This window comes from Streptomyces sp. NPDC044003, assembly GCF_056435185.1.
Window position 1 is genome coordinate 266,798 of sequence record NZ_JBWKFA010000007.1, and the last position, 18,408, is coordinate 285,205.

General features: G+C 73.6%; 18 protein-coding genes. 12 read left to right on the top strand and 6 right to left on the bottom strand.

Features of this window, described 5'->3' with window-relative positions:
- Positions 1-155 precede the first annotated feature (155 nt).
- From AC07AW_RS27335 to AC07AW_RS27355, 5 genes are all read left to right on the top strand, one after another.
- Entirely contained in the window at positions 156-686 is a 531-nt protein-coding gene (locus AC07AW_RS27335; RefSeq protein WP_478818093.1) for a flavin reductase family protein, read from the top strand.
- Positions 687-886: 200 nt separating this feature from the next.
- On the top strand, positions 887-1,672 hold the full coding sequence (locus tag AC07AW_RS27340) for an electron transfer flavoprotein subunit beta/FixA family protein (RefSeq protein WP_369142806.1): 786 nt from the start codon (positions 887-889) through the stop codon (positions 1,670-1,672).
- A gap of 56 nt (positions 1,673-1,728) precedes the next feature.
- Positions 1,729-2,691, top strand: a complete 963-nt coding sequence (locus AC07AW_RS27345; RefSeq protein ID WP_478818094.1) for an electron transfer flavoprotein subunit alpha/FixB family protein — start codon at positions 1,729-1,731, stop codon at positions 2,689-2,691.
- Positions 2,692-2,847: 156 nt separating this feature from the next.
- Complete coding sequence (locus AC07AW_RS27350; RefSeq protein WP_478818095.1) at positions 2,848-4,140, top strand: DUF6986 family protein; 1,293 nt, start codon at positions 2,848-2,850, stop codon at positions 4,138-4,140.
- Between the two features lie 71 nt (positions 4,141-4,211).
- Positions 4,212-6,092 carry a serine/threonine-protein kinase gene (locus tag AC07AW_RS27355; RefSeq protein ID WP_478818096.1) on the top strand — a complete coding sequence of 627 codons (1,881 nt, stop codon included), beginning with the start codon at positions 4,212-4,214 and terminating at the stop codon, positions 6,090-6,092.
- A 10-nt stretch (positions 6,093-6,102) separates the two neighbouring features.
- Here AC07AW_RS27355 and AC07AW_RS27360 read toward each other — a convergent pair whose 3' ends face one another.
- Entirely contained in the window at positions 6,103-7,137 is a 1,035-nt protein-coding gene (locus tag AC07AW_RS27360; protein ID WP_478818097.1) for a LacI family DNA-binding transcriptional regulator, read from the bottom strand.
- Between the two features lie 208 nt (positions 7,138-7,345).
- Here AC07AW_RS27360 and AC07AW_RS27365 point away from each other — a divergent pair, with 208 nt between their 5' ends.
- Positions 7,346-8,302 (top strand): ROK family protein, encoded by a 957-nt coding sequence (locus AC07AW_RS27365; RefSeq protein WP_478818098.1) that lies wholly within the window; start codon positions 7,346-7,348, stop codon positions 8,300-8,302.
- 7 nt (positions 8,303-8,309) lie between these two features.
- Here AC07AW_RS27365 and AC07AW_RS27370 read toward each other — a convergent pair whose 3' ends face one another.
- The gene (locus AC07AW_RS27370; RefSeq protein ID WP_478818099.1) at positions 8,310-8,546 is read right to left on the bottom strand and encodes a hypothetical protein; all 237 of its coding nucleotides are present in this window, start codon (positions 8,544-8,546) and stop codon (positions 8,310-8,312) included.
- Positions 8,547-8,683: 137 nt separating this feature from the next.
- On the opposite strand from AC07AW_RS27370, the gene AC07AW_RS27375 reads away from it, so the two are divergent.
- The gene (locus tag AC07AW_RS27375) at positions 8,684-9,718 is read left to right on the top strand and encodes an NUDIX hydrolase (RefSeq protein WP_478818100.1); all 1,035 of its coding nucleotides are present in this window, start codon (positions 8,684-8,686) and stop codon (positions 9,716-9,718) included.
- Between the two features lie 95 nt (positions 9,719-9,813).
- On the opposite strand, the gene AC07AW_RS27380 is transcribed toward AC07AW_RS27375, so the two are convergent.
- Entirely contained in the window at positions 9,814-10,515 is a 702-nt protein-coding gene (locus AC07AW_RS27380) for an MBL fold metallo-hydrolase (RefSeq protein ID WP_478818101.1), read from the bottom strand.
- 84 nt (positions 10,516-10,599) lie between these two features.
- On the bottom strand, positions 10,600-11,964 hold the full coding sequence (locus AC07AW_RS27385) for a M20/M25/M40 family metallo-hydrolase (RefSeq protein ID WP_478818102.1): 1,365 nt from the start codon (positions 11,962-11,964) through the stop codon (positions 10,600-10,602).
- 345 nt (positions 11,965-12,309) lie between these two features.
- On the opposite strand from AC07AW_RS27385, the gene AC07AW_RS27390 reads away from it, so the two are divergent.
- Entirely contained in the window at positions 12,310-13,563 is a 1,254-nt protein-coding gene (locus tag AC07AW_RS27390; protein WP_478818269.1) for a geranylgeranyl reductase family protein, read from the top strand.
- A gap of 41 nt (positions 13,564-13,604) precedes the next feature.
- On the opposite strand, the gene AC07AW_RS27395 is transcribed toward AC07AW_RS27390, so the two are convergent.
- On the bottom strand, positions 13,605-14,108 hold the full coding sequence (locus tag AC07AW_RS27395; protein WP_478818103.1) for a nitroreductase family deazaflavin-dependent oxidoreductase: 504 nt from the start codon (positions 14,106-14,108) through the stop codon (positions 13,605-13,607).
- A gap of 130 nt (positions 14,109-14,238) precedes the next feature.
- On the opposite strand from AC07AW_RS27395, the gene AC07AW_RS27400 reads away from it, so the two are divergent.
- From AC07AW_RS27400 to AC07AW_RS27415, 4 genes are all read left to right on the top strand, one after another.
- Positions 14,239-14,934 carry a TetR/AcrR family transcriptional regulator gene (locus AC07AW_RS27400; protein ID WP_478818104.1) on the top strand — a complete coding sequence of 232 codons (696 nt, stop codon included), beginning with the start codon at positions 14,239-14,241 and terminating at the stop codon, positions 14,932-14,934.
- Positions 14,935-15,141: 207 nt separating this feature from the next.
- Positions 15,142-16,443 carry a sensor histidine kinase gene (locus tag AC07AW_RS27405; protein ID WP_478818105.1) on the top strand — a complete coding sequence of 434 codons (1,302 nt, stop codon included), beginning with the start codon at positions 15,142-15,144 and terminating at the stop codon, positions 16,441-16,443.
- Complete coding sequence (locus tag AC07AW_RS27410) at positions 16,440-17,105, top strand: response regulator transcription factor (RefSeq protein WP_478818106.1); 666 nt, start codon at positions 16,440-16,442, stop codon at positions 17,103-17,105. The genes AC07AW_RS27405 and AC07AW_RS27410 overlap by 4 nt, the downstream gene beginning before the upstream one ends.
- An 83-nt stretch (positions 17,106-17,188) precedes the next feature.
- Positions 17,189-17,584, top strand: coding sequence for a DUF3224 domain-containing protein (locus AC07AW_RS27415; protein ID WP_478818107.1), 396 nt, complete (start codon positions 17,189-17,191; stop codon positions 17,582-17,584).
- A 47-nt stretch (positions 17,585-17,631) separates the two neighbouring features.
- On the opposite strand, the gene AC07AW_RS27420 is transcribed toward AC07AW_RS27415, so the two are convergent.
- On the bottom strand, positions 17,632-18,378 hold the full coding sequence (locus AC07AW_RS27420) for a maleylpyruvate isomerase family mycothiol-dependent enzyme (protein WP_478818270.1): 747 nt from the start codon (positions 18,376-18,378) through the stop codon (positions 17,632-17,634).
- Between the last annotated feature and the right edge of the window lie 30 nt (positions 18,379-18,408).

The window sequence follows — 18,408 nt, forward strand, 5'->3', positions numbered from 1 at the left end:
ACCGTCCACCGATCGTCACCCTGACGGAGTGCCTATAGAACTCCTTCTCTACGGCCGGGCCCACGTGGATCTGGCCCGCAACGCGAGCGCGCGCTGTCCGGGTGTCTGACCACCCCAGGACCCCTCTCATGTCGCCCTCGCAGAAGGACAACTCCATGACGGTTACGCCGGACCTCCAGCTCAGTACCGTTCCCACGATCGGCGCACCCCGGCAGGCCTCTCCCGATCTGCTTCGCTCCGTCTTCCGCCGGCACGCGGCCGGAGTCGCGGTCATCACCGCGCACGGCGAACGCCCCGTCGGTTTCACCGCGACCTCCCTCAACTCCGTCGCCGCCGAGCCCCCGCTGATCTCCTTCGGTGTCGGCACGGGCTCCTCCAGCTGGCCCGTGGTCTCCGAGGCCGAGTTCATCGGCGTGCACATACTCGGCGAGCACCAGCAGGAGCTCGCGGCCACCTTCGCGCGCAGCGGCGCCGACCGCTTCGGCGAGGGCACCCGCTGGAGCATCGGCCCCGAGGGTGTCCCCGTGCTCGACGGCGTCCTCGCCTGGCTCGTCTGCCGCGTGGTGGCCCGGGTGCCCGCCGGGGACCACCGGATCGTCATCGCGCAGGCGGTCGCCGGGGACCCGGACGGGGCGGGCCGGCCGCTCCTCTACCACCACGGCCGCTTCAACGCGCTGCGCGACTGAGGGTTCCCCTGCGCGCCGCTCTCCGCGCGTTGGCAAGGTCACATGCCTGAGCGCTTGCTCAGCGGTAACGAACTGGGTGTACTGGCGAGTAATATTCGGCTCGGGGCGTCTGGCGCCCCGACCGGAAACCCGCCCTTCAGGCGCCTATGCTGCGAGCAACAAGGCAGCCCAGTTATGACCGATGCAGTAGGAGAGCCGGCGTGAGCTTGAGGATCGTTGTCTGTGTGAAGTACGTGCCCGACGCCACCGGCGACCGGCACTTCGCCGATGACCTGACCGTCGACCGCGACGACGTCGACGGCCTGCTGTCGGAGCTCGACGAGTACGCCGTCGAGCAGGCCCTGCAGATCGCCGAAGAGGCCGACGACGCCGAGGTCACCGTGCTCACGGTCGGCCCCGAGGACGCCAAGGACGCCCTGCGCAAGGCGCTCTCCATGGGCGCCGACAAGGCCGTCCACGTCGAGGACGACGACCTGCACGGCACCGACGTCATGGGCACCTCGCTGGTGCTCGCCAAGGCGATCGAGAAGGTCGGCTACGACGTCGTCATCGCCGGTATGGCCTCCACCGACGGCACCATGGGTGTCCTCCCCGCGATCCTCGCCGAGCGCCTGGGCGTCCCGCAGGTCACCCTGCTCTCCGAGGTCAAGATCGAGGACGGCGTCGTCACCGGCCGCCGCGACGGCGACACCGCCTCCGAGCAGCTGGAGGCCTCGCTTCCGGCCGTCGTCTCCGTGACGGACCAGTCGGGCGAGGCCCGCTACCCGTCCTTCAAGGGCATCATGGCCGCCAAGAAGAAGCCGGTGGAGTCCCTGGACCTCTCCGACCTCGACATCGAGGCCGAGGAGGTCGGCCTGGAGGGTGCCTGGACCGCGGTCGACTCCGCCGCCGAGCGTCCGGCGCGCACCGCGGGCACGATCGTCAAGGACGAGGGCGAGGGCGGCAAGCAGCTCGCCGAGTTCCTCGCGAGCCAGAAGTTCATCTAAGGCTCCCGCGAGCCGCTCAGACCGCCCCCTTTTCGTTCGCAGGAGATTGAAGTCCCATGGCTGAGATTCTCGTCTACGTCGACCACGTCGACGGAGCCGTCCGCAAGCCCACCCTGGAGCTGCTGACCCTCGCCCGCCGCCTCGGCGACCCGGTCGCCGTCGCCCTCGGCAACGGCGCCGCCGACACCGCCGCCGCGCTCGCCGAGCACGGTGCGGTGAAGGTCCTCACCGCCGACGCCCCCGAGTTCGCCGACTACCTCGTCGTCCCGAAGGTCGAGGCCCTCCAGGCCGCCTACGAGGCCGTGTCCCCGGCCGCCGTGCTCGTCCCGTCCTCCGCCGAGGGCAAGGAGATCGCCGCCCGCCTCGCGGTCCGCATCGGCTCCGGCATCATCACCGACGCCGTGGACCTGGAGGCCGGTGACGAGGGCCCGGTCGCGACGCAGTCCGCGTTCGCCGCCTCCTTCACCACCAAGTCCCGTGTCTCCAAGGGCACCCCGGTCATCACGGTCAAGCCGAACTCGGCTCCCGTCGAGGCCGCCCCGGCCGCCGGCGCCGTCGAGGCGCTCGCCGTCTCCTTCTCGGAGAAGGCCCACGGCACCAAGGTCACCTCCCGCACCCCGCGCGAGTCGACCGGCCGCCCGGAGCTGACCGAGGCCGCGATCGTGGTCTCCGGTGGCCGCGGCGTCAACGGCGCCGAGAACTTCGCGATCATCGAGGCGCTCGCCGACTCGCTCGGTGCCGCCGTCGGCGCCTCCCGCGCCGCCGTCGACGCCGGCTGGTACCCGCACTCCAACCAGGTCGGCCAGACCGGCAAGTCGGTCTCGCCGCAGCTGTACATCGCCTCCGGCATCTCCGGCGCGATCCAGCACCGCGCGGGCATGCAGACCTCGAAGACCATCGTCGCCATCAACAAGGACGCCGAGGCTCCGATCTTCGACCTCGTCGACTACGGCGTCGTGGGCGACCTCTTCGACGTCGTCCCGCAGCTCACCGAAGAGGTCAAGTCCCGCAAGGGCTGATGACCTGCGGTTCTGTCGGTCCCGGGGGCCGCACGGCGATCTGTCGCCGTGCGGCCCCCGGCCGTTTCGGACAACCATTGACTCAGGTCCCGACGGCCTACTAACTTCGCTATACGGATTGTTGATTCCGTGAAGCGGAAAACAGGAGGATGCAGGATGGGTCAGCAGGAGAAGGTGTCGACGAGCCTCGCAGGCGCGGTCAGCGAGGGCATCAGCGCCTCCCTCGCAGCGGTGGACGCCGAGCTCGACCGGCGCTACCCGGGAGACCCCGGCACCCGCCAGCCCGTCCACACCGTCTACGTCCCCGGCAACGTCTTCGACGCCGGCACCATCCGCTCCTGGGGCGACCAGGCACTCGCCGCGCTGGACGAGCACGCCCCCGACGCCGCCTCCTTCGCCGCCGTCCTCGGCCTCTCCGACGACCTCGCCGAGGACGTCTACGGCCGCGTACGGGCCAAGCTGGAGCGCGAGCCCATCGAGGACCTCCGCGTCGACTTCGAGGACGGCTACGCCGGCCAGGACGAGGACCAGGACGCCGCCCGCGCCGCCCGCCTGATCTCGGAGGCGTACGCGAACGGCACCGCCGCCCCGTACATGGGCATCCGGATGAAGTGCATGGAGTCCGCCGTACGCGACCGCGGCATCCGCACCACCGACGTCTTCCTCACCGGCCTCCTGGAGAACGGCGGCCTCCCCGACGGCCTCGTCCTCACCCTCCCGAAGGTCACCTACCCCGAGCAGGTCTCCGCCTTCGTCCGCCTCCTGGAGGCCTTCGAGAAGGCCCACGGCCTCGACGCCGGCCGCCTCGGCTTCGAGATCCAGATCGAGACCAGCCAGTCCATCCTCGCCAGCGACGGCACCGCCGCCGTCGCCCGCATGATCGGCGCCGCCGAGGGCCGCGCCACCGGGCTGCACTACGGCACCTTCGACTACAGCGCCTGCCTCGGCGTCTCCGCCGCCTACCAGGCCAGCGACCACCCGGCCGCCGACCACGCCAAGGCGATCATGCAGGTCGCCGCCGCCGGCACCGGCGTCCGTGTCTCCGACGGCTCCACCAACGTCCTCCCGGTCGGCTCCACCGAGCACGTCCACGAGGCCTGGCGCCTCCACTACGGCCTCACCCGCCGCGCCCTCTCCCGCGCCTACTACCAGGGCTGGGACATGCACCCCGGCCACATCCCCACCCGCTACGCGGCCGTCTTCGCCTTCTACCGCGAGGGCTTCGAGACCGCCGCCAAGCGCCTCTCCGCCTACGCCAACCACGCCGGCGGCGACGTCATGGACGAGCCCGCCACCGCCAAGGCCCTCTCCTCCTACCTGCTGCGCGGCCTCCAGTGCGGCGCCCTCGACACCGCCGAGGTCGACGCCCTCACCGGCTTGACCCGCGCCGACCTCGACCGCTTCGCCGCCCCGCGCCGAGGCGACCTCACCGCCACCACTGATCGCTAAACGGTCACTTTCCCGCCAACTGCCCCGTACTCTTGTCGAGTTCGCATGATCGACAGGGGGACGGGGCAGCGGTGTCATCGGGGGAGAACGAGCGGCTCGCGGGCCGCTACAGAGTCGTGCGACAGCTCGGACGCGGAGGCATGGGCGTCGTCTGGCGGGCCGTCGACGAGGTACTCGGCCGCGAGGTGGCCGTCAAGGAACTCCGTACGTACTCGGACGCGGCCGCGCCCGAACTGGCCGACCTGCGCCTGCGTATGACCCGCGAGGCACGCGCCGCCGCCCGGGTCCGCCACCCCGGAGTGGTGGCCGTCCACGACGTCACCGAACACGAGGGCCGGCCGGTCATCGTCATGGAGCTCGTCGACGGGCCCTCCCTCGACGACGTCCTCGGCGAGCGCGGCACCGTCGCCCCTGCCGAGGCCGCCCGCATCGGCGCCCACGTCCTGGAGGCGCTGGCCGCCGCGCACGACGTGGGCGTCCTCCACCGGGACGTGAAGCCCGGCAACATCCTGCTCGACCGTTCGGGCCGGATCGTCCTGACCGACTTCGGCATCGCCACGATGGAGGACCCCGGCGACGGCTCCGCCACCCACCTCACCCGCAGCGGCGAGATCGTCGGCTCCCTCGACTTCCTCGCCCCCGAGCGCGCCCAGGGACAGGACCCCGGGCCCGCGTCGGACGTGTGGGCGGTGGGCGCGACCCTGTACGCGGCGGTCGAGGGCTCCTCGCCCTTCCGCCGTACCTCGACCTGGTCGACCCTCGCCGCCATCGTCACCGAACCCCTCCCGGAAGCCCGCCGGGCCGGACCCCTCGCCCCGGTCCTGCTCCGCCTCCTGGACAAGGACCCCGCCGCCCGCCCGACCGCACGCGAGGCGGCGCGACTGCTCGCCGAGTTGGGGGAGACGGCGCCGGAACCGGAAGGTGCCGTGGCCGCCCAGGAGACGCCCGCACCGCAGCCGTACGCGAGTCCCGTGGCGCCGCCGAACCCGTACGCCACTCCCGTCGAGCCGAACCCGTACACCGGGACTGCCGCGGGTCCGGCGCAGACCCCGCCGCCCGCCGGTGCCTTCGGCCCGGCCCTCCCCGTGCCGCCCGCACAGCCCGACACGGGCACGGGCGGCCGCGCGGCGACGCGAGCCGCCCGCCGCGCCGGGACGAAGCCGCGCCGGGGGAACGTGCTGATCGCCGCGACCGTGGCCGCCGTCCTCCTGGCCGGGGGCGGCATCACGTACGCCCTCATGGACCACGGGGACGGCACGCGGGCCGCCGGCGACACCCAGCAGGACGGCGACCAGGGCGCCGCCGGGGGTGACCCCGGCCGCGTCCTGGACCCGGGGAGCAGCGCCGCGCCCTCGGGACAGCCGGGCGGCACCGCCACTCCCTCCGCCGGTACCACCCCCTCCGGCCGGGCGTCGGGCGCGGCGGCCGGCGGAGCACCGGGGACCGCCGGTCCCGGCACGGACGGTTCGGCGGCGGGCTCGGCGGCGGGCGGCGCCGGTTCGGACACCGCGTCGGGGGCGGGCGGCGGGGGAGGCACGACGGCCCCGGGCGAGCCCGGCGAGGGCACCACCACGGCCGGTGGCACGACCACGGCCGGCGGTACGAGCACGGTCGGCGGCTCCTCCGGGGGCGGTGCGACCACCGCTCCCACCACCGAGGCCCCGCCGCCCGCCTCCGGCTGCACCGCCTCCGGCTCCTCCGCGACCTGCCAGGTCGTCCGGAGCGCCACCACGACCCGGTACGACGGAGGCGAGATGGGCACGGTCGGCGCCGGCCCGCACTCCTTCTACTGCCAGGTCGACCTCGACCGGACCGAGACGTACGGCGGAAGCACCAGCCGCTGGTTCGCCCGCACCGACGACGACAGCGGAAACACCAACGTCTACCTCAGCGTGCTCCACCTGTCGGGCGGTGCGGGCGGCGGCCCCGTGGCGGGTCTGCGTATCTGCTGAGCGACGGGCCTCAGACGGCCGGCGGCGCGATCTCGCCCGATCCACGGGCGAGCAGCGTCGTGCCGAGCACCAGCCGCTCCGGGGCCTCGTCGGCCCCGTCGAGGCGACGGAAGAGACGCTCGGCCGCCGTCCGGCCCAGGGCGGCGGCGTCCTGGGCGACGACGGTGACGCCGAGCAGATCGGCCAGTTCGATGTCGTCGAAGCCGACCAGGGCGACCGGCCGCCCGTGCCGGGCGAGGGCCCGGACCACGGTCACGGTGACCCGGTTGTTCCCCGAGAACAGGGCCGTCACGGGTTCCGGCGCCGCCAGCATCTCCCGTACCGCCGTGCTCACCCGCTCCGGGTCGGTGGACCCGAGGGAGATCCAGGCGTCCCGGACCGGGAGGCCCGCGTCCTCCATCGCCGCGCGGTAGCCGCGCAGCCGCTCGGCCGCCGTGTGGATGCGGGGACGGTCGCCGATGAAGCCGATCCTGCGGTGGCCGTGCGCGATCAGATGGGCCACGCCCGCGCGTGCCCCGCCGAAGCTGTCGGAGAGGACGGCGTCGGCGTCGATCCGCCCGGCGGGCCGGTCGACGAAGACCGTGGCGACACCGGCCCGCATCTCGGGCTCCAGATACCGGTGGTCGTCGCCTGCGGGGATGACGATGAGACCGTCGACCCGGCGCGCGCAGAGCGCGAGCGCCAACTCCTGCTCCCGGTCGGGGTCCTCGGCGCTGGAGCCGTTGAACAGCAGGGCCCCGTGCGCCCGTGCGACCTCCTCGACCGCGCGGCTCAGCGGCCCGTAGAAGGGGTCGGCGAGGTCCTCCAGGACCAGTCCGACGGTCGCCGTCCTGCCCTTGCGCAGGACCCGCGCGCTGTCGTTGCGGCGGAAGCCGAGGGCCTCGATGGCCTCCCGCACCCGGCGCTCGGTGTCCGGCGTGACGCCCGGTTCGCCGTTGACGACCCGGGACACCGTCTTGAGGCCGACGCCCGCCCGGGCGGCGACGTCCTTCATCGTGGGCCGATTGCCGTAGCGGGGCTCGGTGCGGCGGGCGATGTCGGCCACGGTGCGCGGTTCCTCCGAGGTGTCGTGTCTGGGATGTCGTGCAGGGGTGTCGTGTCTGCGGTGTCGAGTACGGGGTGTCGAGTACGGGGTGTCGAGTCGATCTCGGTTCGAGCATAGGGCCTGGACAACGTTGTCAATGCGGGAAAGACCGTGGAGACTGTACGGAACGACCTCCCGCCCCCGGCCGCCGACTGGAGACTGCGCACCCATGCCCACCGACCCCGCCACGGGCCTCGTCGCCGCCCTCGACATCGGGGGCACCAAGATCGCCGGCGCCCTGGTCGACGGCGAGGGCCGCATCCTCGTCCGTTCGCGGCGGTCCACGCCCGCGCGTGAGGACGGCGAGACGGTGATGGCGGCGGTCGAGGCGGTCCTCGCCGACCTGGCGGCCTCCCCGCTCTGGGAGTCCGCCCGGGCCGTCGGCATCGGCAGCGCGGGACCGGTCGACGCCTCCCGAGGGACCGTCAGCCCGGTGAACGTGCCCGGCTGGCGCGACTACCCGCTCGTCGAACGGGTCCGCCGGGCGACGGCCGGCCGGCCGGTCACCCTCGTCGGCGACGGCGTCGCCATGACGGCCGCCGAACACTGGCTCGGAGCGGCCCGGGGCCACGACAACGCCCTGTGCCTCGTGGTCTCCACGGGCGTCGGCGGCGGACTCGTCCTCGACGGCCGGATCCACCCCGGACCCACCGGCAACGCCGGTCACATCGGCCACATCCCCGTGGACCTGGACGGTGAGCCCTGCGCGTGCGGCGGACGCGGCTGCGTCGAGCGCATCGCCGCCGGCCCGCACCTCGCCCGCCGCGCCCTGGAGAACGGCTGGCGGCCCGGGCCCGACGGCGACGTCTCCGCCACCGCCGTGGCCGCCGCCGCGCGCGCCGGGGATCCGATCGCCGTCGCCGCGTTCGCACGCGCGGCGCAGGCGCTCGCGGCGGGCATCGCCGCCACCGCCGCCCTCGTCGAGATCGACATCGCGGTCGTCGGCGGCGGGGTGGCGGGCGCCGGCGAGCTCCTCTTCGCCCCACTCCGGCGCGGCCTCGCCGCCTACGCCACGCTCTCCTTCGTCCGGGACCTGACCGTCGTCCCCGCCGTCACGGGCACGGACGCGGGGCTGCTCGGCGCCGCGGCGGCGGGGAGGGGCGCCTGGGGCTGCTCAGCGTCCTGACCTGGATTCAATATGCGGATCCGGGATCCGGGATCCTGGATCCGGGATCCAACTCCGGCATCCTGGATCCGGGATCCAACTCCGGCGTCCGCTGTTCGACGATCACCAGGAACGCGTCGGACTCCAGGTCCATCACGACGCGGGCCGGCACCCCCTCCTCGCGCCGTGCGCCGGCGAACTCCTCCGCCGGCCAGCTGCCCCGCGGGCCGCCGGCCGGAAAACGTTCGAGAACCGTACGACTCATCTCCGCACCCCCTCGTGCTTGCCGTTCTCAACGACGGTCGCCCGGAAGTGTCACGCACATGCTGAGACATGTGTTCGTGGTTTCCGTGGCAGGGTGTTGCGGGCAAGCCACTGGGGGCTATCGAAGAGGGGGAAGACGTGATCGTCTGGATCAACGGTACGTTCGGCGCGGGGAAGTCCAGCACCGCGCGCGAGCTGGTCGATCTGATCCCGAACAGCACCCTGTACGACCCCGAGCTCACCGGCGGGGGGCTGCGCCGGCTCCTCCCGGCCAAGCGGCTCGCCGAGGTCGAGGACTACCAGGACCTGCCGATCTGGCGCCGTCTGGTCGTCGACACCGCCGCCGCCCTGCTCGCCGAGGTCGGCGGCGTCCTCGTCGTCCCGATGACCCTGCTCCGCCAGGAGTACCGGGACGAGATCTTCGGCGGGCTCGCCGCCCGCCGCATCGAGGTGCGCCATGTGCTGCTCGCCCCGGAGGAAACGATCCTGCGGGAGCGGATCGACGGTCGTTCGGAGTGCGGCGACCCCGAGGTTGACGCACGCGTACGGGAGTGGTGCCACCAGCACCTGCCGCCGTACCGCGCCGCCCTCGACTGGCTCGCCGCCGACGCGTACACGCTCGACACCTCGGCACTCACCGCGGCCGAGGCCGCCCGGGCCGTCGCCGACGCGGTCCGGGCCGGGCAGGTCGCGCCCTGCGGCATCGTCCAGACGCCCGAGCCGACGGGCGAGACCCTCGCCGCCGGTGTCCTGCTCTTCGACGAGCAGGACCGGTTCCTGCTCGTCGACCCGACCTACAAGCCCGGCTGGGAGTTCCCCGGCGGCGTCGTCGAGCCCGGCGAACCCCCGGCCCGGGCCGGCATGCGCGAGGTGGCCGAGGAGATAGGCCTCGAACTCGACGCCGTCCCGCGCCTGTTGCTCGTCGACTGGGAGCGCCCGCAGCCCCCCGGCTACGGCGGGCTGCGCCTCCTCTTCGACGGCGGCACGCTGCGTACCGCCGACGCCGAGCGCCTCCACCTGCCCGGCGCCGAACTCCGCGGCTGGCGTTTCGTCACCGAGGAGGAGGCCGCGGAGCTGCTGCCCCCCGTCCGGTACCGCCGCCTGCGCTGGGCGCTCCGCGCCCGCGAACGCGGCACGGTCCTCAACCTGGAGGCGGGCGTCCCGGTGGGCTGAGGGTGGTGTCCTGGCGGGCCCGCCACGGGCCCGGGCCGACCCCGCCCGCCGGACCCGCCTTACGCCGGGGCCGACCGCCAAGGCCGGCCCGGCCCTTACGCCTGAGCCTCCGCTGCCGCCGCCGTCAGCCGCTCCGCCGTGTCCGTGGTCACCGGCGCCCCGTGCCCGCAGCACAGCACCGAAGGGGTGAGTTTCGCCAGGGTCCGCATCGACTCCAGGGCGAGCGCGCGGTCGACGTGGAAGACGCCGAACATCACGTCCGGCACCGAGGCCACCGTGTCCCCGCTGAACAGCACGCCGTGGCGCGGCAGATGGACGGCGATCGAGCCGGGGGTGTGGCCCGGGGCGTGCACCACCACGGCCCCGTCACCGAAGCCGAGCTCCTCGCCGTCCTCGACCTCCCGGTCGACCCGGGTCGGCGGCGCCTCCGGCGAGGTCAGACCGTGCGCGAAGATCGGGCGTTCCCAGTCCAGGAGGTCGGGCTCCGGGACCGGGACCTCGCCCCGGATCACCGGCGCGTCGAGCCGGTGCGCGAGGATCTCGGCCCCGTGCCGGTCCGCCAGCTCCTGGGCCGAGCCCACATGGTCCCGGTGACAGTGGGTCAGCACGATCCGGCGCAGCCGGTCCGGGTCCAGGCCCGCCGACCGTATCGCCGCGTCGATGCCGTCCGCCGTGCCGGCCCAGCCGGCGTCGATCAGGGTCAGTTCCTCCTCGTCCTGCCACAGGTAGGCCTGGCCGATGGAGAAGTCGAGGAGGTGCAGTCGCGGGGTGATCCGGGTGAGTTCGATGGATGCCATACGGCGAACCTACGCATCCGCGCAGGTCCGCCGTATGTTTCTACGCTCTCGGCGAGCTTCGCCGAGCGCTGAACCGACCCGTCGTCAGGCCTGCTTCGAGCGGGCGTAGTTGACGAGGAAGTGCGCCTCGGCGACCGAGAGCCGCTCCAGCTCCTCCGGCGAGACGGACTCGTTCGGCGCGTGGATCTGCGCCTCGGGCTCGCTCAGACCGATGAGGAGGATCTCCGACTCCGGGTAGAGCGAGGCCAGGGTGTTGCACAGCGGGATCGAGCCGCCCATGCCGGCCGTCTGCATCTCCTCACCGGGGTACGCGATCCGCATCGCCTCCGCCATCGACGCGTACGCCGGGCTGGAGGTGTCCGCCTGGAACGGCTGGCCCTGGCCGACCTGCTCCAGGGAGACCCGGGCGTCCCACGGGGTGTGCTTCTCGATGTGCGCGAAGAGCAGCTTCGTCACCTCGGCCGAGTCCTCGCCCGGCGGCACCCGCAGGCTGATCTGCGCACGCGCCGACTTCGGGACCGACGGGGTCGCGCCGGCCACCGGGTGGGCGTCGATGCCGATGACCGTGACCGCCGGGCGCGCCCAGATCCGGTCGGCGACCGTGCCGGCGCCCGGCAGGGACACGCCCTCGAGCACCTTGGCGTCCTGGCGGAAGTCCTCCTCCGGGTACTGGAGGCCCTCCCAGACCTGGTCGCCCGCGAGGCCGTCGATGACGGTGGAGCCGTCGGGGCCCCGCAGCGAGTCCAGGACGCGGATCAGCGCGGCCAGCGCGTCGGGCGCGGCGCCGCCGAACTGACCGGAGTGCAGATTGCCCTCCAGGGTGTCGATCGTGACCCGGATCATCGTCATGCCGCGCAGGGTCGCGGTCACGGTCGGCAGGCCGACACGGAAGTTGCCCGCGTCGCCGATCACGATGGCGTCGGAGGTGAGGAGCTCGGGGTGCTGCTCCGCGTACCGCTCCAGACCGCCGGTGCCCTGCTCCTCGGAGCCCTCGACGATGACCTTGACCGTCACCGGCACGCCGCCGTTCGCCTTGAGGGCGCGCAGCGCGAGCAGGTGCATGATGAAGCCGCCCTTGCAGTCGGCGGTGCCGCGCCCGTACCAGCGGCCGTTCCGCTCGGTCAGCTCGAACGGCGGGGAGAGCCACACGGACTCGTCCAGCTTCGGCTGCACGTCGTAGTGGGCGTACAGGAGGACGGTCGGCGCGCCGGCCGGGCCGGGCAGGATGCCGTACACGGCCTGCGAGCCGTCGGGGGTGTCGAGCAGCGCCACGTCCTGGAAGTCCTCGGCGCGCAGGGCGTCCGCGACCCAGTTGGCGGCGGCCTCGCACTCGCTGCGGGGCGCCACGGCCTCGTCCGCCACCGACTCGAAGGCCACCAGCTCCGTGAGCTCGGCCTTGGCCCGGGGCATCAGTGACCGGACGGTCTCGGCGATCGGATTCGAGGTCATGGGCACGCTCCTGGTGGGTGCGACGTTACGACGTGAGGACGACGTTCGCCGTATGTCGTGGTACGGCGAACGCACCGTCGATCCTACGGGCGGGGTGCTGGCTACCGCGCCGTAGGATGCGTCAGGAGCAGACCACCGGTCGGATCAGGAGCAGAAGCACACGTGAGCAGCGAGCACGCAGAGAACGCCGGTCCGGAGCACACCGAGCCCGGAGGCGCGGCTCCTGAGGCCGCCGGGAGCGCCGCGGAGGGTACGGACGCGGTGCCGGCGCACCTCCCGGATGACGAGGCGTCGGACGAGGTATCGGCCCGGGCGGCCGACGAGTCGGCCGAGGTCTGGGACGTCGTGGTCGTCGGTGCCGGACCGGCCGGCGCGTCCGCGGCCTACGCGGCTGCGGTCGCCGGCCGCCGGGTGCTGCTCCTGGAGAAGTCGGAGCTGCCCCGGTACAAGACCTGCGGCGGCGGCATCATCGGCCCCTCGCGCGACTCGCTCCCGCCGGGCTTCGAACTGCCCCTCCAGGACCGGGTGCACGCGGTCACCTTCTCCCTGGACGGCCGCTTCGCCCGTACGCGTCGCTCGCGCCGGATGCTCTTCGGGCTCATCAACCGTCCGGAGTTCGACGCGCAGCTGGTCGAGCACGCGCAGAAGGCCGGCGCCGAACTGCGGACCGGTGCCACGGTGAGCCGGGTGGAGCAGCACGGCCCGGCCGTGCCGGACCGGCGGACCGTCGCCGTCGTCCTCGCGGACGGGGAGACGATCCTGGCGCGCGCGGTCGTCGGTGCCGACGGCAGTGCCAGCCGGATAGGCGCTCATGTGGGGGTGAAGCTCGGCCAGGTCGACCTGGGCCTGGAGGCGGAGATCCCCGTACCGCCGTCCGTGGCGGAGGACTGGAAGGGGCGGGTCCTGATCGACTGGGGCCCGATGCCCGGCAGTTACGGCTGGGTGTTCCCCAAGGGGGACACGCTGACCGTGGGCGTCATCTCGGCGCGCGGCGAGGGCGCCGCCACCAAGCGGTACATGGAGGACTTCGTCGCCCGGCTCGGCCTCGCCGGCTTCGAGCCGACGATCTCCTCCGGTCATCTGACGCGCTGCCGCACGGACGACTCGCCGCTCTCCCGCGGCCGGGTCCTGGTCTGCGGTGACGCGGCCGGTCTCCTGGAGCCGTGGACGCGCGAGGGAATCTCGTACGCGCTGCGCTCCGGCCGTCTCGCGGGCGAGTGGGCGGTGCGGGTCGCCGAGTCGAACGACGCGGTCGACGCGCGGCGCCAGGCCCTGAACTACGCCTTCGCCATCAAGGCGGGGCTCGGCGTCGAGATGGCGGTCGGGCGCCGGATGCTCGCGATCTTCGAGCGGCGGCCGGGGCTGCTGCACGCGGCCATAACGGGAGTGCGGCCGGCCTGGAACGCCTTCGCCGACATCACCCGCGGCTCGGCCTCGCTCGGTGGCATGGTCCGCTCGAACGGCTGGGCCCGGCGGGCCCTGGAGCTCCTCGACAAGCGCATGGACACCACGTCCGGTGTCGGCCCGGCGGGGCGGGGCGTCAGCCCGCGCGAGCGGGCGTCCGAGCCGGAGGGTGCGGAGGCCCCGGAAGAGGTCTGACGGTCCGATCTCCCGATACGGGCTCCGCCGCCCCGGCCGCTTCACGCCGCCGGGGTGGCGGGGCCCGTCGTCGTGATGCGGAAGACGGGGTGCTTCGGCGCGATCGCCCGCAGCTCCTGCTCGGAGGAGTCGGGGCCGACGCCGTCGAAGAAGACGCCGACCTCGGCCTTCCAGCGCTTGAGGTAGGCGCGGAGCAGTGCGGGCTTGTCGTCGTCGCCGACCTCGACGGCGGTGAACTCCTGCACGTGCTTGCCGAGGTGCAGCTGCCCGCCGCCGGCGGCCCGCATGTTGTGGGTCCACTGGACGTGGCCGCGGGGGGCGACGAGGTACTGGGCGCCGTCCACCGTCAGGAGGTTGACGGGGGTGCGGCGCCATTCGCCGCTCTTGCGGCCGCGGACGGCGAGGACGCGGGAGCCCCAGACGCTGATGCCGCGGCGGGTCATCCAGGCGACGGCGCGGTTGAAGACGTTCACCGTGAACCAGCCGGGCTTCATGACGTGGGTGGCGGGGGAGGAGCCGGCGGGCTGAGCGGGCTGAGCGGACATGAGGGCCTCCTACGGCTTCAAAGTGTGAGCACTGCTCTCGCTTGAGATCAGTGTGCACGGTTCGGCGCTCACAAGCAAGAGCAGTGCTCTCGTTTCGTTCCGGTGCTCTGAAAATGGCACACTGCTCTCCATGACGACCGTTCGAGGAGCCCGCGCCCGCGCCCGTATCGAGATCACCGCCGCCATCAAGGACGAGGCCCGCACCCAGCTCGCCGCCGAAGGCGCCGCCAAACTGTCCCTGCGGGCCGTCGCCCGCGAACTGGGCATGGTGTCCTCCGCGCTCTACCGGTACTTCCCCAGCCGCGACGACCTGCTCACCGCCCTCATCGTCGACGCCTACGACGCCGTCGGCGCCACCGCCGAACAGGCCGCCGCCGAGACCGAGACGCAGCGCCCCCTCGACCGCTGGACCGCCGTCTGCCGGGCCGTCCGCGCCTGGGCCGTCGCCCACCCCCACGAGTACGCCCTCATCTACGGCTCCCCGGTCCCCGGCTACAGCGCCCCGCAGGACACGATCGTCCCCGCCTCCCGCGTCGGCCTGGTCCTCATCGACATCGTCCGCCGGGCCCACACGGGCAAGGGCGTCGCCCTCCCGCCGCTCGCCGACGCCCTGCGCCCCGAGGCCGAACGCATCCGCGCCGACATCGTCCCGGACCTCCCCCCGGCCCTCGCCGTCGCGCTCGTCGCCGCCTGGGCGCAGCTCTTCGGGCTCGTCTCCTTCGAGCTCTTCGGCCAGTTCCAGCGCGTCGTCGAGGACCGCGACACCTTCTTCGCGACGGCCGCCCGACGCCTGGGCCAGGACGTGGGCCTGCTCCCGCGCGGCTGACGCCTCCCAGCGCCGACTGCGCGGCAGCCTCGACCACCCGAGGCCGACCGCTGCTCCCGGGCGGCTGCTCCGACCGCCCGAGGCCGACCGCTGCTCCCACGCGGCTCACCCGACCACCCGAGGCCGACCGCTACTCCCGCGGGAGTACGCGCGACCACCCCGCCGGGCTGACGTGCGCGCGGGGCGGTCGCGGCTAGCGTGACCGGTATGGAAGCCGGTAGGGACGAGGAGCGGCCGGGCGGGCGCCGGCGTGAGCAGCGCCGCGAGCCCCGGCGAGGGCGGCGCCACGGGCCCTGGTCCGGGCATGGCCCCGAGCCTTGGCCCAGGCCCGGCCGTGGGCTCGGGGAGTGGAAGCAGCGGAGTGGCGGCGGAGGCCTGCCCTGGCGGTCGACGGTGCTGATCGCCGTCCTCGTCATGGTGGGAACCGGGTTCTCCGCACGGAACCAGCCCGACCGGGAGGCACTCGACGCCCTCGGCAGGACCCTGCTCCTGCTCGGGGCGGTTCCGCTGCTGTTCCGTCACCGCAGGCCCGTGCCCGTGGTGTTCGCCGTCGCGGCCGTCACCCTGGGCTACCTCGCGGCGGGCTACCCGTACGGCCCGGTCTTCGTCATGATCGCCGTCGCCTGTTTCGCGGCCGTCGTCCACGGTCACCGCACCGCCGCCTGGTGGGGCATCGGCCTGGTCTGGGCAGTCCACCTGCTGCTCTCGCACTGGCTCTACCGATGGCTGCCCCCGCCCGGCGACGGGCCCGCGCCCTGGGGCCAGGAGCTGCCGGCCGCGGCGTTCGCCGTGGCCGTGCTCGCCGCCTCCGAGGTCGTCCGGGTCCGGCGCGAGCAGTGGGCGCAGCAGCGGGTCGAACGGGCCGCCGCCGAGCGGCGCCGCGCCGACGAGGAACGGCTCCGCATCGCCCGCGAACTCCACGACGTGCTCGCCCACTCGATCTCCGTGATCAACGTGCAGGCGGGCGTCGGCCTCGCCCTCCTGGACTCCGACCCGGAGCAGGCCCGCACGGCGCTGACCACCATCAAGGCGGCCAGCAAGGAGGCGCTCGGCGAGGTGAGACAGGTCCTCGACACCCTCCGTATCCCCGGTGACGCCCCCCGCGCCCCGGCCCCCGGCCTCGACCGCCTCACCGAACTCGTCGAGCAGGCCGCCGCCGCGGGCCTCACCGTCACCGTCTCGACCGGCGGCGCCCCTGCCGCCCTGCCGCCCGGCGCCGACCTCGCCGCCTTTCGGATCGTGCAGGAGGCGCTCACGAACGTGGTGCGCCACTCCGGTTCCCGTACCGCCCGCGTACGGATCGACAACGGCCCCGGACGTCTGGAGCTGACCGTCGACGACGACGGACCCGCCACCGGCACGGAAGCGGGCGGCAGCGGCAACGGACTCGCCGGAATGCGGGAGCGGGCCGCCGCTCTCGGTGGCACCATCGAGGCGGGCGCCCGCCCGGACGGCGGCTTCCGCGTCCACGCCGTACTCCCGCTCCGCCCGGAGGGAAGCACCCCGTGATCCGTGTCCTGCTCGCCGACGACCAGTCGCTGGTACGGGCGGGGTTCCGCGCGCTGCTCGACGCCCAGCCCGACATCGAGGTGGCCGGCGAGGCCGCCGACGGCGACGAGGCGGTGGACCGCGTCCGCACCCTGCGCCCCGACGTCGTCCTGATGGACATCCGGATGCCCCGGCTCGACGGTCTGGAGGCGACCCGGCGCATCACCGACGACCCGGAGCTCGGCGAGGTCCGGGTCGTCATGCTGACCACCTTCGAGCTCGACGAGTACGTCTTCGAGGCGATCCGCGCCGGCGCCTCCGGCTTCCTGGTCAAGGACACGGAGCCGGAGGAGCTGCTGCGGGCCGTGCGCGCCGTCGTCCACGGGGACGCGCTGCTCTCCCCGGGTGTCACGCGCCGGCTCATCGAGGAGTTCGCGGCCCGCTCCAAGGCCCCGGCGGCGACGGCCGCGCTCGGCGCCCTGACCGAGCGGGAGCGCGAGGTGATGGCCCTGGTGGGGATCGGCCTGTCGAACGAGGAGATCGCCCGCCGCCTCGTCGTGAGCCCGCTCACGGCCAAGACCCATGTGAGCCGCGCGATGGTGAAGCTGGGAGCCAGAGACCGCGCCCAACTCGTCGTCCTGGCCTACGAGTCGGGCCTGGTCCGCCCCGGCTGGCTGGGCTGAGGGCCTCGGAGGTCCGGGGGATTGTCAGTGCTGTGTGCGAGGCTGCTGCGCGATACGGACGATCACGATGCGAGGGGTGCGGCATGAGCAAGAAGACCGACGGAACGTTCGACCTGACGTCCTTCGAACCGGACGTGCTCGACGAAGGCCCGGGCGCCGCGTTCGGCCGCGTCCGGATCACCAAGGCCTTCCAGGGCGGCCTCGCCGGCACCAGCACCGTGCACATGCTGTCGGTGGCCGACGTCGAGGGCAGCCCCGTCGCCTATGTCGCCGTGGAGCGATTCACGGGCGAACTCGACGGCCGCAAGGGCTCCTTCGTCCTCCAGCACAGCGCGCCCGGCAGCCAGGGCGAGAAGCTCGCGATCCGTGTCGTCCAGGGGACGGGCTCCGGTGACCTCGCGGGGATCACCGGTGACCTGGAGATCATCCAGTCCGAGGACGGCGGCCACTCCTACGTACTGGAGTACACGCTGGGCTGAACCCGGCCCCGCCCCCGGCGGATCGGACAGGCCCCGGAGACGGGGGCTCAACTCCAGGTGATCGCCGAGGTCTCCCGCCACAGCCGGGCGAGCTCCTCGTCTCCGGTCAGGGTCACGGACCCGAGGGGCGCCCGGTTCCAGAGCGCCAGGTACAGGCGGTCGACGGGCCCGCTCAGCTCCGTGTCCGCAGCGGAGCCCGCGCCCCGCTCCGTCCGGGGCGGCTCTGTCGCGGACAGGTGCACGGTCCAGACGTCCCCGGTGTCCGTGGCACGCACTCGCAGGGTGCGAGGTTCGGCGGTACGCACCCGGCTGCGGTCGCGGGCGTGGAAGGCGCGGAACAGTTCGTCGATGCCGTCGGCGGCGATCGCCGGATCCACCGGCCCCGGCCCGCTGGGGAGCGCGGACTCGGCGTCGGCGCGGTGGACGGTCGTCTCGTGGGCCTGCCGCCGTGCCCAGAAGGCGAGCGCGGAGGGTGCCGGGAGGAAGGTCCAGCACTCCAGTGCCTCGGGCGCCGCGTGCAGGGCGGCGACAAGACGCGCGTGTCCCTCGCGGAAGTACGTCAGCAACTCCTCGCCGTCGAGGGTCGTCTCGCCGTCGCCCGGGTGGTACGCGGTGCGCGCCTCGGCCACGAAGGTCGTGGCCCAGCGGTGCACCATGGCCGTGTGCCGCACGAGGTCCCGGACCCGCCACCCCGGGCAGGTCGGCACCTCGGCGTCGAGGCCGGCCTCGGCGGCCGCGTCCGCGAGGCCACGGCCGGCCGATTCCAGCGCCTCGACGTACTCCGTGATCTTCAGGGTGTCCATGGGGCGCATTCTGGCACCCCC

What these genes read in the sequence shown, in the direction of transcription:
- AC07AW_RS27335 (WP_478818093.1), top strand. Translation starts at nt 156, where the DNA reads ATGACGGTTACGCCGGACCTCCAGCTCAGTACCGTTCCCACGATCGGC.
- AC07AW_RS27345 (WP_478818094.1), top strand. Translation starts at nt 1,729, where the DNA reads ATGGCTGAGATTCTCGTCTACGTCGACCACGTCGACGGAGCCGTCCGC.
- AC07AW_RS27350 (WP_478818095.1), top strand. Translation starts at nt 2,848, where the DNA reads ATGGGTCAGCAGGAGAAGGTGTCGACGAGCCTCGCAGGCGCGGTCAGC.
- AC07AW_RS27365 (WP_478818098.1), top strand. Translation starts at nt 7,346, where the DNA reads ATGCCCACCGACCCCGCCACGGGCCTCGTCGCCGCCCTCGACATCGGG.
- AC07AW_RS27370 (WP_478818099.1), bottom strand. Translation starts at nt 8,546, where the DNA reads ATGAGTCGTACGGTTCTCGAACGTTTTCCGGCCGGCGGCCCGCGGGGC.
- AC07AW_RS27380 (WP_478818101.1), bottom strand. Translation starts at nt 10,515, where the DNA reads ATGGCATCCATCGAACTCACCCGGATCACCCCGCGACTGCACCTCCTC.
- AC07AW_RS27385 (WP_478818102.1), bottom strand. Translation starts at nt 11,964, where the DNA reads ATGACCTCGAATCCGATCGCCGAGACCGTCCGGTCACTGATGCCCCGG.
- AC07AW_RS27395 (WP_478818103.1), bottom strand. Translation starts at nt 14,108, where the DNA reads ATGTCCGCTCAGCCCGCTCAGCCCGCCGGCTCCTCCCCCGCCACCCAC.
- AC07AW_RS27400 (WP_478818104.1), top strand. Translation starts at nt 14,239, where the DNA reads ATGACGACCGTTCGAGGAGCCCGCGCCCGCGCCCGTATCGAGATCACC.
- AC07AW_RS27405 (WP_478818105.1), top strand. Translation starts at nt 15,142, where the DNA reads ATGGAAGCCGGTAGGGACGAGGAGCGGCCGGGCGGGCGCCGGCGTGAG.
- AC07AW_RS27415 (WP_478818107.1), top strand. Translation starts at nt 17,189, where the DNA reads ATGAGCAAGAAGACCGACGGAACGTTCGACCTGACGTCCTTCGAACCG.